At 73.0% G+C, this 12,595-nt stretch carries 10 protein-coding genes; 5 read left to right on the top strand and 5 right to left on the bottom strand.

Annotated features, from left to right (window positions below; genetic code table 11):
• Window positions 1–67: 67 nt before the first annotated feature.
• The 4 genes from D458_RS34745 to D458_RS0105055 form a co-directional block, all read right to left on the bottom strand.
• Entirely contained in the window at window positions 68–541 is a 474-nt protein-coding gene (locus D458_RS34745) for a pilus assembly PilX N-terminal domain-containing protein (RefSeq protein ID WP_017585642.1), read from the bottom strand.
• A 59-nt stretch (window positions 542–600) separates the two neighbouring features.
• Window positions 601–1,089: a hypothetical protein gene (locus D458_RS38055; protein WP_338036968.1), complete on the bottom strand. Its 489-nt coding sequence runs from the start codon at window positions 1,087–1,089 to the stop codon at window positions 601–603.
• 118 nt (window positions 1,090–1,207) lie between these two features.
• Window positions 1,208–1,630, bottom strand: a complete 423-nt coding sequence (locus tag D458_RS0105060; protein WP_017585641.1) for a hypothetical protein — start codon at window positions 1,628–1,630, stop codon at window positions 1,208–1,210.
• A 215-nt stretch (window positions 1,631–1,845) separates the two neighbouring features.
• The gene (locus tag D458_RS0105055; protein WP_017585640.1) at window positions 1,846–4,305 is read right to left on the bottom strand and encodes a helicase-associated domain-containing protein; all 2,460 of its coding nucleotides are present in this window, start codon (window positions 4,303–4,305) and stop codon (window positions 1,846–1,848) included.
• A gap of 164 nt (window positions 4,306–4,469) precedes the next feature.
• On the opposite strand from D458_RS0105055, the gene D458_RS0105050 reads away from it, so the two are divergent.
• The 4 genes from D458_RS0105050 to D458_RS0105035 all read left to right on the top strand — a co-directional run bounded on the left by D458_RS0105050 (window position 4,470) and on the right by D458_RS0105035 (window position 10,785).
• Window positions 4,470–5,231, top strand: a complete 762-nt coding sequence (locus tag D458_RS0105050; protein WP_026119008.1) for a hypothetical protein — start codon at window positions 4,470–4,472, stop codon at window positions 5,229–5,231.
• A gap of 642 nt (window positions 5,232–5,873) precedes the next feature.
• Window positions 5,874–6,257 (top strand): cold-shock protein, encoded by a 384-nt coding sequence (locus D458_RS0105045; protein WP_017585638.1) that lies wholly within the window; start codon window positions 5,874–5,876, stop codon window positions 6,255–6,257.
• A 406-nt stretch (window positions 6,258–6,663) separates the two neighbouring features.
• Window positions 6,664–7,419, top strand: coding sequence for a DUF3027 domain-containing protein (locus D458_RS0105040; protein ID WP_017585637.1), 756 nt, complete (start codon window positions 6,664–6,666; stop codon window positions 7,417–7,419).
• 225 nt (window positions 7,420–7,644) lie between these two features.
• Window positions 7,645–10,785: a sacsin N-terminal ATP-binding-like domain-containing protein gene (locus D458_RS0105035; protein ID WP_017585636.1), complete on the top strand. Its 3,141-nt coding sequence runs from the start codon at window positions 7,645–7,647 to the stop codon at window positions 10,783–10,785.
• Between the two features lie 289 nt (window positions 10,786–11,074).
• Here the strand turns inward: D458_RS0105035 and D458_RS0105030 are convergent, their stop codons facing one another.
• Entirely contained in the window at window positions 11,075–11,950 is an 876-nt protein-coding gene (locus D458_RS0105030) for an MOSC domain-containing protein (RefSeq protein WP_040702180.1), read from the bottom strand.
• A 145-nt stretch (window positions 11,951–12,095) separates the two neighbouring features.
• Between D458_RS0105030 and D458_RS0105025 the strand changes: the two genes are divergently transcribed.
• Window positions 12,096–12,539 carry a hypothetical protein gene (locus tag D458_RS0105025; RefSeq protein WP_017585634.1) on the top strand — a complete coding sequence of 148 codons (444 nt, stop codon included), beginning with the start codon at window positions 12,096–12,098 and terminating at the stop codon, window positions 12,537–12,539.
• The last annotated feature ends 56 nt before the right edge of the window (window positions 12,540–12,595 follow it).

Below are 12,595 nucleotides of genomic sequence, written 5' to 3'. Positions count from 1 at the left end.
CAACACCGAAGGCCCTCCGATCATGCCCGCCGGAGCCGGGGATCACGCCCGCCGGGCCGGCCCGTGGTCAGGCGACCGTCCCCATCGTCCAGAAGAAGCCGAAGAACAGCACCACCAGCACCAGGCTGCCGACGACGCTGTACCAGGCGTACCGCGCGTGGCGGGCCGCCCGGTCGTGGTCCCGGACCTCGCTCAGGGAGACGGCGGCGAAGGCCAGGCCGGCGGCGCCGATCGGGTTCATGCACACCAACAGCATGACGAGGGAGACGATCAGGGCGATGGTCGCGCTGGTGCGGTCCGGGGGACGCACGTAGTACGGGTGGGCCGGGAGGAACTGGGGCGGCGGGGCGCCGTAGGGGACCGGGGGGTAGGCACCGGGGTTGTAGGAGGCGGGGTTGTGGTGGGGCGCCGGGGGCGGCGGCCCGTAACCCTCGAAGGGGGAGCTGTAGCCGCCGGTCCCCTGCCAGTGGGCGGGGTCGCCGTGTCCGTGGGACGGGTCGTCGGGCGGGCCGGGGTACCCGTTCTGCCAGTGGTCGCTCATGGGTGCTGCTTCCGTCTGCGGGGGTGAGGGCCGGTGTGGGGAAGAGGGGCGGGAGGGGGTCAGAAACCGATGAGGAGGAACAGCACCGCGAGGGCGATCACGGGCACCAGGAACACCACCGAGAGGGCGATGTAGGCGAAGGTGCAGGCCCAGGTGTAGCGGATGTACCGCTCCACCTCGACGGCGTCGGGGATCTTGACCAGGGCCAGAATCCCCAGCACGATGCCGGGGACGTTGGTGACCAGGACGAAGAACCACAGGCCCAGGGACACCCCGAGGATCGGGATCAGCAGGGTGCACAGCGCCACCACCAGGGCCGCGACCGCGCCGCCCACCCGGGCCGGGGGGCCTGAGGGGCGCGGGGGCTCCGGCGGGAGCACGTAGGAGGGTGCCGCGGGGTGTACGGGAGCCGGGGCCGGCTGCCGGGCGGGAGCGGCCGCCGGTGCCTGTGCGGACGCCGCCGGGGTGCTCGCGGACAGCCCGGAACCGGGAACGGAGGCCCGCCCCCGTTCCCAGAAGTCCCTGGGATCGCTCCGATCGCCGTGCACCGCTGGCCGTGTCTCCTCACGCTGAGTGTGCTGCGCCTGTGGTTCGCATACCCGCCCTACCTGGTTCGGACGCGGACGATCCCGTACCGGTTCTCCCAATCGGGGGTCAAGTCGGAGATCAGAAGTTGACCACGGGAACGATCTGCTGGATCCAGTTGCCCGCCTGCGTGAACATCACGAAGGTCAGCACCACCATCACGAAGAACATCACCCCGGCCGCGCCCAGGCAGTACCAGGAGTACCGGGTGAGCACCTCGGCCTGCTCCGGGCGGCCCCGGTCCCGGGCGTGCGCGGCCCGTACCGCGAAGGTGATCCCGGCGATGCCGAAGATCCAGTTCATGCAGCACAGGGCGGTCACCGCGTGCAGGATCAGCGCCATGGTGGAGCTGTTGGCGCCGCCCGTGGAACCCACCGGAGCCGCGTCGCGCCGGTCGTCGTCGCGCTCCCGCTCGGGCGCCCGGTCCCGGCTCTCGGGTACGCGCTCCTCACGCCCCCGGTCCCGGGGGGAGGAGGCTCCCGGTGGCAGCGGTGCGTTGCTCATGGGGCCATCTCCTCCGGCGTCCGGGCCAACCGATCTGACGCCACTCTAGAGGCTGGCCGCCCGACGGTACGCGAGGGCCACCGGCTCCGGAACCCTTACGCCACGGGGTGAAAGACCGTAATCTGCTTTTCCGGACCCGAGGTGGTGGTCAGGGGCACCGGCTCCGGGCGGCCCGACCGGTCGAAGACGGGAGAACCGGTTCCGTACCTGGCCGGTCAGTCCGCGGTGGCCTCCAGTTCCGCGACACCCGTGATGCGGTGGATGGCGAACCTGTGGACCGCGTCCCTGGTGGTGTCGTAGGCGGTGAGGAAACCGCCGTCCACGCGGGTGGGTTCCACGATGCGGCTGACCTGGCGGCCGTCGGTGTCCGTGTAACCGATCCACACGCGGCGTTCGGCTCCGGCGGCCTCGGAGAGGACCTCCATGACGGCGGTGGCGCGTGAGCCCGCCGTACCCCCTTCAGGCAGGGACACCGGGATCCGGGCGATGTTGGTGGCCTCGTCACCCGCGCGCAGCGCGCGCACGGCGGCCTGGGTGAGTTCCGGTGTCGGCGCGCCCTCCGCGGGGGAGGACGGCTCGGGCTCGGCGCGGCGGACCTCGGGGCGGCCCAGGCGCATCGTGCCGTCGCCGCTCTCGGGAACCGGGTGGTAGCCCAGCTGGCGGAGGCGTTCGGTGAGCGCGGCCCGGTTCAGGGCGCTGACCACCACGGTCGGTGCCAGGAGCAGCAGCTCCAGGTCGGCGGCGCGGCGGTCGGCGACCAGCTCGGCCAGGAGCGCGGGTTCGTCGCAGCGCAGGTAGCTGGCGGCCGAACCGGTGCGCAGTCTGCCGTGTCTGCGGCCCACGTCCGAGATCAGGTAGCGCAGGGCCTGCGGCAGCGGGGTGCGCGAGTGGCGCTCCAGCAGGTTGGTGATGTCGGCGACCCCGCGCCCGGCGTCCAGCGCGCGGCGGACCGAGTCCTCGGTGAAGCGGTACACGGTGGCACCGCCGGTGGACTCCACGTCGGCGGTCAGGGCGAGCTCCCGGGCGAGCCCGGTGACGAGCGGGCCCGGCGCCACGGCGGTCAGGTCGCCCTGCACGAGCACGTAGTCCAGCGGCTGCGGCAGCTCGGTCGACAGGATCCGCGCAACGTCCTCGTCGGCTGTCTCGTCGTGGGTGAGCAGCGGGCGTGTGTGGTCGGCGAGCGCGCCCATCCCGGTCAGCCCGAGCGCGGCGGCCTCGGTCGCGGCGGCCCCCACCAGCTCGGTGTGGACGGGTGACTGGCGGCGGGGCCGCTGCCAGGCCAGCCGGGCCGTCAGCGAGTCCTCGGTCGGGGCCAGGCCGGGCTCGGCCTCACCCAGTGCGGTGAGCAGGTCGCGGCGGGCCTGCGGCGCCGCGGGCCGCACCAGCCCGGGGCCGAGCACGTTGCGCACACGGCCGCCCGCGTCGCGGGAGCCGGTCAGCGAGGCCACCCGGTCCGAGTCCAGCCAGGCCCGGGCCAGGTGCAGCCACCGGCGCTCCGGAGAACGCTCCCGCCACAGGTCGTACTCGCGGGTCGGCAACCACTCGCCCGCGACCCGGTTGTCGGTGCCGATGAGCCCGGCGGCGCGTACGACCTCCAGGTACAGGGCGGCGGTGTCCTCGTCGGTGTCCATGGCCTGGGCGGCCCGGCGCAGGTCGCGCACGCCCAGGCCGCCGTTGCGCAGGACGGCGGCGGGCTCCTGGGACCAGCGCTCCAGGAGTTCCTCCACGGCGCGCAGCACGGTGAAGGCCTGACCGGCCGCGGCGCGGGCGACGGCCCCGGGGGAGTTCCGCCGCCCCTCGAACTCCGGCGGGACGGTGCTGACCTCGCTGAAGAGCACACCTGAGCGCAGGTGCAGCCCCACCTCGCGGGGCAGGGTCAGGGTGTCGTCGCCGCTGGCCACGAGCAGGCCCCGGGCGATGAGCGTCTCGACCGGGGAGGAGGCCGTGGCCAGGGTGATCTCCCGGCGGGCGCCGGAGACCGTGCCGTTGGGCGGGCCCCAGGCGAGGCTGTCCAGCAGGCGGCGCGCGGGTGCCTCGACCTGGCCGACGAGGGCGGCGACCCGGCCGGGGTCGGAGAGCGCCGTGGCGACCGTCTCCACGGGCGTGGTGGCGGTGCTGTGCGGCACGAGGTCGTCGGCCAGCCGCTTGGCGGCGCCGTGCGGCAGCGCGGCCAGGAGGGCACGGGCGGGCGGTCCCAGCTGGGCCGGGTGGGGCAGGAGTTCGCGCAGGACCTGGACGGGGCGCAGCCTCCCGTGGTCCGGCCAGACCAGGGCGAGGGAGAGCAGGGTGTCCAGGGCCCCGGCCATCGGGTCCTTGCCGCGGCCGCCGGAGGGGGCCAGGCCGAGCCCTCGGGCGATCTCCGCGGGCTGTGCGCCCACAGGCTCGGACAGCCGGTCGTCCCCCAGCGCGGCCACGGCTTCCAGGACCTGGAGGGTGAAGCTGTCGAGCCGCTCCAGGGCGCGCAGCACCGCATTGCGCGAGGTCGCGCGGTGGGCCAGGGCGCCGATGTCGGCCGGGACCGGCTGGGCCAGGTCCGGCCGGGCGTTCAGGAGGGCGGTGAGCTCGTCGTCGGAGCGGGACCGCAGCCAGGAGGTGAACGTGGGGGGACGCCCCGGCGAGCCGCCGTCGGGGTCGTCCGTGCCCCGGTCGGACCCGGGGCGCGCGTTGTCGGTCATCAGGTCAACGCTAAGTGATGGCACCAGGAGGATCGCACCCGCTCCCCTCCCGAACCGCGTGCGCCACCCTTCACAGCGGCCTGAACCGTATCGGCGGAGAATTCTCCGACCGAAATTGGGAAGGAGGGGTTAAAAGGCAGGTCATTGTGGGCCAATATGGGGCCATGACCCAGCGCTCGGAACAATTGGTACTCGACTATCTCTCCGAGGTCGGGCTTGCGCTGCACGGTCGTGTGACGGCTAAGGAGCGGACCGCCTACCTGACAAGCCTGCGCGCGCGCATCGACGAGCGCCGCGCGGCGGCCGACAACGACGACGTCGACACCGTGCGGCGCATTCTCCGTGGCTTCGGTTCCCCCGATCACATCGTGGAGGAGGAGCTCACCGGCCGGGAGTTCGATCTCGAGGACGACGAGATGATCCCGCCCAAACCCAGACACGCCGACCGTCCGCCACCGCCCTGGCGCGGCGGCCCCAGCCAGGGGTTCATGTCGCTCCTGGAAGGGCCCAGCCGGACCGAACTGCGGATGGACGGCAGAGCCGCCCGCAAGCCCGGGGTGGCCCGCAACGGCCTCGTGCTCGTGCGCCACCACCCTCCCGAGGCGGCGGCCCTGGCCCTGTTCGTCCTCTCCGGGGTGTGGTGGGAGGCGGCCTTCCTCTGGGTGCTCGGCGCCGCCCTCGTCGTCCTCAGCCAGGTGTGGGAGCCCCGGGACAAATGGATCGGCGTGGGGGTCCCCCTGCTGGCCTGCGTGGTCGGGATGACCCTGTGGACGGGTGAGGCGAAGTTCATCGACCAGTACATCCAGGAGGCCCTGCCGGCCACCGGTGTCGCCGGGCTCGGTCTCGCCTCCCTGGCGTGCGTGCTCTACCTCTTCCCGAAGGCCGCCCGCTCGGCCCGGGTCGCGGACCGGGCAGCCGGGAGCTGACTCCCCTGGTGCCGATCGGCCGGGAGCCGACCCCGCGAGCCGATCCCCCGGGAACTGGTCCGTCGGACACCGATCCGGCGTGAGTCGGCCCCGGACCGCTCTGCTCCGAACTGTCATCGCTTGGCAAACGCTGGGGAATAACCTTTTCCGGTCGGCCCGTTAAAGAGCCGCCGAGCGGGTGACTTCGGGTAGTCATGTCGGTACACCGCCGCTTTCGCTTCAGGGCGGTCACGTCAGGTGGTCCGGCCTCCAGCCCGGACACCAGCTCGTCGACGGCGTCCCCGGCTCCGCCGAGTCCCGTCCCATACTCCGCACCCAGCGGTGGCGGGGCGGCGTCGACACAACGAGGCCCGGGTGAGCCGTATCCGGGCCTCGTTTCGCGTGCCCTTCCCCGGCGCGGGAACCCTTTCACACACGTTTCCCCCGGAGCGGAGATCTGTTTCACAGCACGGCAGGGCCTTCGCCGCAGGGAAAGGGTTTCAGGAATCGGCCCCGCCAATACTCCCTCGCATCGGTGAGGTCCCGGGGACTAGCCTGGTGGGCACCCATGGAAACCAGGGGCTGCCCGGGGCGGAGGAAAGGGTGGACGGCACCGTTTCCGATGTCCTCGCGCGCCCGTCAGTGAAAGCATGAGGTCTCTACGTGCCCACCGGCAAGGTCAAGTGGTACGACGACGACAAGGGGTTCGGCTTTCTCACCCGGGACGACGGAGGTGAGGTCTTCGTGCACTCCACCTCCCTGCCGCCCGGGACCACCGCGTTGAAGCCCGGCCAACGGGTCGAGTTCGGCGTGGCCGAGGGACGCAAGGGAGCCCAGGCACTCCAGGTGAAGCTCCTGGACACACAGCACTCGGTGGTCAGGGCGCGGCGGAAGAAGCCCGACGAGATGGTGCTCATCACCGAGGACCTCATCAAGCTCCTGGAGAACGTCTCCAACGGCTACCGGCGCGGCCGCCACCCCGACAAGCGCGAGGCGGCCAGGGTCGCCTCCGTGCTGCGTGCGGTGGCCGACGACCTGGAGGCCTGACGGGGGGCGCCGGGCCCGGATCTCCTTGAGGCCGTGGCGGACGTGTCCGGCGTCCGCCACGGCCTCTGCTCGGGAACAGGTGCCCCGCCGGCGCGTGTCCCGAAGGTGTACAGCGGGTACGGCTCGTCGGACGGGCGGGACAGCGGTTGGACATGCTGGCGCGCGCATGTCACGGGTGAGCCGAAAAAACATGTGGGAACCTGTCCCGAACCCCCGGAAAGACCGTTGAAGACCGCCCGAAGCTCGGGTGTCCGCCGCCACCAGCGGCGCAAGACTCCGTCATGAGGGTGTATCGGGCGAACCTTGACCCGCGTTATGGTCAAATCGGTGCCCGCGATCAGTGAGAATGGGGAACGTGAGCCCTTCTCGACGTTCTCCTGTACCGGACAAGGCATGTATCGACGCGGTGGATCTGGCCCGCTCGGTGGCGGCGGAGGTCGGGCGACCCGAATGGGTGGGTGAGCACCTCACCGCCCAGGTCGAGGACGCACGCCTGGTCACCCACTACTTCGAGTGTCTGGACCCCTCCTACCCGGGATGGACCTACTCGGTCACCGTCGTCCGCGCCGCGCGCGCCAAGGACGTCACGGTCAACGAGGTCGTCCTGCTGCCCGGCGAGGGTGCCCTGGTCGCTCCCGAATGGGTGCCCTGGAACAAGCGACTGCGCCCGGGCGACGTCGGTGTGGGGGACCTGCTTCCCACCGAGGAGGACGACGAACGTCTCGTCCCCGGTTTCGCGCAGGTGCCCGACAGCGAACTCGACGCCGACGGCATGGATCAGCAGATGGTGTGGGAGCTGGGACTCGGCCGACGCCAGGTCCTCTCCGAGGTCGGCCGCGAGCAGGCCGCGGAGCGCTGGTACAACGGCGAGGCCGGGCCACGCAGCCCGATCTCGACGGCGGCTCCGGCACGCTGCACCACCTGTGGTTTCCTGACCCCGCTCGCCGGTGAACTGCGCCAGATGTTCGGCGTGTGCACCAACGAGTACGCCCCTGACGACGGCAAGGTCGTGTCGCTCGACCACGGCTGCGGAGCCCACTCCGAGGTCCGTCGCCCCGCCTCGCAGAACGAGCCGGTCGCACCGGTCGTCGACGAGCTGGGTTACGACCACATCGTCTTCGACGACACCACGGAACTGGAACTCGTTTCCACCGACTCCTGACGACAAGCACGTCACAGCGGACCGATCCACCTGATTGACGGGCTCCGTCGCGAACGCGGCGGAGCCCGCTTCCACATACGCCACGCGACCCGGCCAAAGCCTGAACCCTCCCGTCCGTGGGCTAGGGTCGGTCTACTATCACGCTCGCCCTTGCCGAGCCCGTGCGTGTCCGCGAACACGTGTAGGGCTGATCGGACCGCGCGCCCAGCGCAGGAGGAGACCACCATGGCCGAGCCGGTGACCGCTTCGGTGGCCGACCCTTACAACACCGCTGAACTGCGCCGACGTGTGCTTTCGGCGTGGGCCGACGCGCCCGCTCGGTTCCGCGAGGACGCCAACGCCGAAGAGGACTTCGCGCTCGGCGGCTACCGCGACCGTGTGGTGGTCGAGCTCGCGCAGAACGCCGCCGACGCAGCCCGCCGCGCCGGCGTCCCCGGACGCCTCCTCCTGGCACTGGACGGCGACCGCCTCACCGCCGCCAACACCGGCGACCCCCTGACCGCGGATGGCGTGGAGTCCCTCGCCACGCTGCGGGCGTCCACCAAACGCGACGACCACGGCTCGGCGGGCCGGTTCGGGGTCGGCTTCTCCGCCGTGGTCTCGCTCAGCGACGACGTCACGGTGGACTCCGGCGGCACGGCGGTGCACTTCTCCGCCGAGCGGGCCCGGGCCGTGGTCACCGACCTGCTCGGAGCCAACGGCACCCACGCCGACCTCGCCGACGAGGTGGGCCGCCGCGACGGGCACGTGCCGATGCTGCGCCTGCCCTTCCCCGCCGACGTCGTGCCTGAACACCCCGCCGGTGACTACGACACCGTCGTCACGCTGACGCTCCGCGACGAGCGGGCCCGGGACCGGGTCCTGGAACTGCTGGACCGCACGGGGGAGGCGCTCCTCCTCGCGCTGGACGGACTGTCCGAGGTGCGCGTGGCGGTCGACGGCGAGGAGCGGACCCTCACCCGCGAGACCGGCGACGCGGGCACCGACGTCGACCTGGTCACCACCCACCGCGACGCCGGCGGCACCCGGGTCACGCCCTGGCGGATCCTGCGCCGCTCCGGCGAGTTCGACCCGAGCCTGCTCGCGGACCGCCCCACCGAGGAACGCGGCCGCGCCGCGTGGTCGCTGACCTGGGCCGCTCCCGTGGACTCCGACGGCGGTGTGGCCGCGCTGCCCGCCGACGTCGAGCACGTCGTGCACGCGCCCACGCCCACCGACACCGAACTCGACCTGCCCGCCGTCCTCATCGGCACGTTCCCGCTGGGCTCGGACCGGCGCGCCGTGCAGCCGGGCGCGGCCACCGACCTCCTGCTCATGGAGGCCGCGACCGCCTACTGCGCGCTTCTGCGCCGCTTCGACCCCAGGGCCGCCCTCGACCTGGTGCCCGCCACCCGTGTGGGCGGCGGCGCCGTCGACGCGGTCTTCCGCGCCCGGGTCGCCGAGCCCCTCCTGGACGCCCCGTTCCTGGTCACGGCGGCCGGGCACCCCGTCGCCCCACGCGACGCCGTCCTCCTGGACACCGGTGGCGCGAGCGGTGCCGCCGACCTCGTCGGCCTGCTCGCCGAACTCGTCCCGCCCCTGCTGCCGGGCTCCTGGAGCCCCCGGCACCCGGCGCTGGCCTCACTGCGCGTGCGCCGCCTCGGCCTGGCCGACCTCGCCGACCTGCTCGGTGACACCCAGCGCCCGCCGGAGTGGTGGGCGGGCCTCTACGCGGCCCTGGGCACCGCCGGGGGCGGCGGCGCCGATCTCGACGAACTGGGCTCCCTGCCGGTTCCGCTGGCCGACGGCCGCCTCGTGCGGGGGCCGCGCTCGCTGCTGCTGCCCACCGAGGACTGGTCCAAGGTCACCGACGCCGAGGGCAACCGGCTCGACCCCGCCACCCTGGCCACCCTGGGCGTGCGCGTGGTGCACCCCGACGCCGCACACCCGCTGCTGCTGCGCCTGGGCGCGGTGGAGGCCGGAGCCGCCACGGTCCTGGCCGATCCCAACACCGAGGCCGCCGTCCGGGAGTCCCTGGACGCCGAGGACCCCGAGCCCGTGGCCGAGGCCGTCCTGGACCTGGTCGCCGCCTCCGGGACCACGGTCGAGGACGCGCCCTGGCTGTCCGAGCTGGCCCTGCGCGACGACGAGGACGGCTACTCGATCGCCGCCGAACTCCTCGTCCCCGGGGCGCCGCTGGCCGACCTCCTGGTCGACGACGCGCCCTTCGGCACCGTCCACGACGACCTCGTCCGCCGCCACGGAACCGACGCCCTGCGCGCGGTGGGCGCCCTGTGGGGGCTGACCGTGGTCCGGGCCGAGGAGGCCGCGCTCGGCGAGGACCTGGTCGACTCCTTCGACGGCGCCGCCGGCGAGGACGGCCCCGACGGCCTGGAGGACTGGGCCGACGAGGTCCTCGAGCGCGTCGGTGACCCCGAACTCCCGCCCGTGGCCCCCGAGCTGGTGTGTGTCGCCGACCTCGACTACATCGACGACGACGCCTGGCCCCAGGCCCTGGCGATGCTCTCGCAGGGACCGCTGCGAGCGGCCGTCACCGAACCCGCCCGCCTGCTCATGCCGGACGGCCGGGTCGTCGACGTGCCCTCCTACACCGCCTGGTGGCTGCGCTCCCGGGCCCTCCTGGACGGCCGGGCCCCGGTCGGGCTGCGCACCGCCGACGCCGAACACGCGCTCCTCGGGCTCTACGACGAGGTGCCCGCCGACGTCGACCCGGAGTTCGCCCGGGCCCTCGGCGTCCGTACGACCCTCGCCGACCTGCTCGCCGACCCCGACGGCGCCGACGACCTGCTCCACCGGCTGGCCGACCCGGCCCGGCACGTGGGCCGCACGGCGCTGCGCCGCCTGTGGACCGCCCTGGCCGGGGTCGACGCCGACCTCGTCACCCCGCCCGCCCTGGTGCGCGCGGTCCAGGGCGGGGCGATCGTGGTCGCCGACGCCGAGGACGCCGTGGTGGTGGACTCCCCGGACCTGCTGCCCCTGGTGGCGGACCGGCCGCTGGTACTGGCCGAAGCGGACACCGCCGAGCGGCTCGCCGACGTGCTCGACCTGGACCTGGCCTCCGAGAGCGTCACCGGGAAGGTGGGATCGGCGGGCCAGATCCGCGCGGTCCCCGACGAGGCGGCGCTGTTCCTCGCCGGTGACGAGGAGCCGGACCGCACCTACCTGCACCACCAGAAGCTCGTCGTGGACGGTGTGGAGGTGGAGTGGTACACCGGCGACGGCACCGTGCACGCCTCCGGGACGGAAGGGCTGGCCCGTGCCCTGTGCTGGCGGGTGGGGCAGTGGTCCCGCCGCCACCTGCTCGCGGCCGTGCTGCGGGACCCGTCCGCGGCCCCGCACCTGCTCGCCGAGGCCGACCTGGAGTAGGGGTTCCGCCCCGTCAGGACGCCCCGCCGAGCAGCGACTCGGCGGGGCGTCCCGTTCGGGGGTCAGCGCTCCCAGGGCTCGGGGAGCGGGGAACCGGAGGCCATGGCTGCTTTCAGCAGGGCCCAGCGGTCCCGGGCCCTGGAGAAAGTCCGCGCCGCTCTCACATCCCCAGGGGCGCTGCTCCCGCACTTCTGCCCCTGAAAACCTGGACGTCAGTGGGTTGTCCACAGAATTTCCGCGGCCGGATCATCGGCTGCCGGTCCGCTGTACCTTCGTGATGAGGGTCGGCTCAACGGGTGGCGTCGGCGAGGCGGGAGCCCAGTCCCTGCTCGGGTTCGGCCCACTCGACGACCTCCAGCGGGTCACCCACGGACACCGTCCCGGGCGCGGTCACGGCGAACTTCGAGCAGAACGCCACCCCGCCGTCGTCCGCGCGGCGGTACCCGGCCAGGGAGCGCAGGGGCTCGGGGCCGCACTTCTCCCCGCTCTCCTGGTCGACGGTGGTGACCGCGCACCGGATGCACACCTTCGCGTAACCCAGCTCCGCGCCGCCCAGGCGGACCCTGCGCACCCGGTCCTCGGTGTGCGCGTCCGGCCAGCCGGAGACCACGACGTTGGGCCGGAAGCGGGCCATCGGCACGGCCTCGCCGCCGGTGGCGAGGATGCGCTCGTTGAGCAGGTCCAGTGAGGACAGCGACCCCATCACGACGGCGTGGCCGTCGGCGAAACCGGCGGTGCCGGGGGTGAGCCCGCTGGTCTCGCGCCGGTGGTCGTCGGGGACCCGCACGAGTCGGCTCGACCGCCCGAACACCTCGGTCAGCCACCCGGCGACTTCGTCGCCCTGGTCCACGCCCACGAGGGGCTGCTTGTGCACGGTCACGTCCAGGCGGGGGCCCTCGGGGTCCACGTCCACCTTGACCGGGGTGAAGCCCTCGGTGCGCAGCACCAGGCGGGTGCCCTCGGCGTCGAGTTCGGGCACGATCCGCGCCATCCGGGGGTCCTTGCGCTGGCTGAGGAAGGCACCGGAGCCGTCGACCACCATGAACGAGCGGTCGTGGGCGATCCCGGCCGGGGTGAGTTCGGCGGTGCGCAGGGGGAGTCCGGCGCACCCCTTCACGGGGTGGACGACGAGCGCGGCCACGCGGGCCGTCGGAGAAAGGCTCATGGAAAGAAGCTACCGGCCCCGGTAGACACGGGACCGAACCTGACCTGGTGATGTCAGAACGACCGCCGCCGAGCGGGAACCGGAACGGCGCTTCCGGCGTCTGCTGGAGTACCTTCGTCTTCCCCCAGCCGAACAGGACACCCCCGTGCGCACTCCCCCCGTCGCCGTTCTCGCCCTCGCAGCCCTGCTCACCGCGTCGGGCTGTGCCTCCGAAACCCCCGAGGAACCGCAGGAGGGGGCTCCGGAGACCGCCCCCGCCGCAGGGGAGGAGGAAGCCGTCGAGCGGGTCTTCGGAGCCGGCGAACAGATCACGGTCGACCTCACCCTGTACGCCACCGAGGACGGCGGGCGCTCCACCCCGTTCTTCTCCGGTTACCGGCCCACCGCGGAGTTCGACCACCTGGACCAGTCCGTGTCCTGCTCCGTGCAGCTCCCCGCCGACCTCGACCAGTTCGCCCCGGGCGAGACCCACATGGTGGGGCTGGAGTGCGGTGAGGAGGTCACCGTGCACGTCGACGAACCGGGCCTCGTGCTGATCGAGAGCGGCAAGGAGAACGGCGAGGGCGAGGTCGTCTTCACCGAGATCTAGCCCCCGCTCCGATATTCGTATGCGCCTCGCACGGAGTCCGGCCATGGATTCAACGG

It is taken from the genome of Nocardiopsis ganjiahuensis DSM 45031, from assembly GCF_000341085.1.
GTDB classification, from domain to species: Bacteria; Actinomycetota; Actinomycetes; order Streptosporangiales; family Streptosporangiaceae; genus Nocardiopsis; species Nocardiopsis ganjiahuensis.
The sequence above is the reverse complement of the archived record's forward strand: the minus strand, read 5'-3'. Positions and strand labels throughout refer to the sequence as shown.

Coding starts and splice junctions, on each gene's coding strand:
- D458_RS34745 (WP_017585642.1), bottom strand. CDS start 541: ATGAGCGACCACTGGCAGAACGGGTACCCCGGCCCGCCCGACGACCCG.
- D458_RS0105060 (WP_017585641.1), bottom strand. CDS start 1,630: ATGAGCAACGCACCGCTGCCACCGGGAGCCTCCTCCCCCCGGGACCGG.
- D458_RS0105055 (WP_017585640.1), bottom strand. CDS start 4,305: ATGACCGACAACGCGCGCCCCGGGTCCGACCGGGGCACGGACGACCCC.
- D458_RS0105050 (WP_026119008.1), top strand. CDS start 4,470: ATGACCCAGCGCTCGGAACAATTGGTACTCGACTATCTCTCCGAGGTC.
- D458_RS0105035 (WP_017585636.1), top strand. CDS start 7,645: ATGGCCGAGCCGGTGACCGCTTCGGTGGCCGACCCTTACAACACCGCT.
- D458_RS0105030 (WP_040702180.1), bottom strand. CDS start 11,950: ATGAGCCTTTCTCCGACGGCCCGCGTGGCCGCGCTCGTCGTCCACCCC.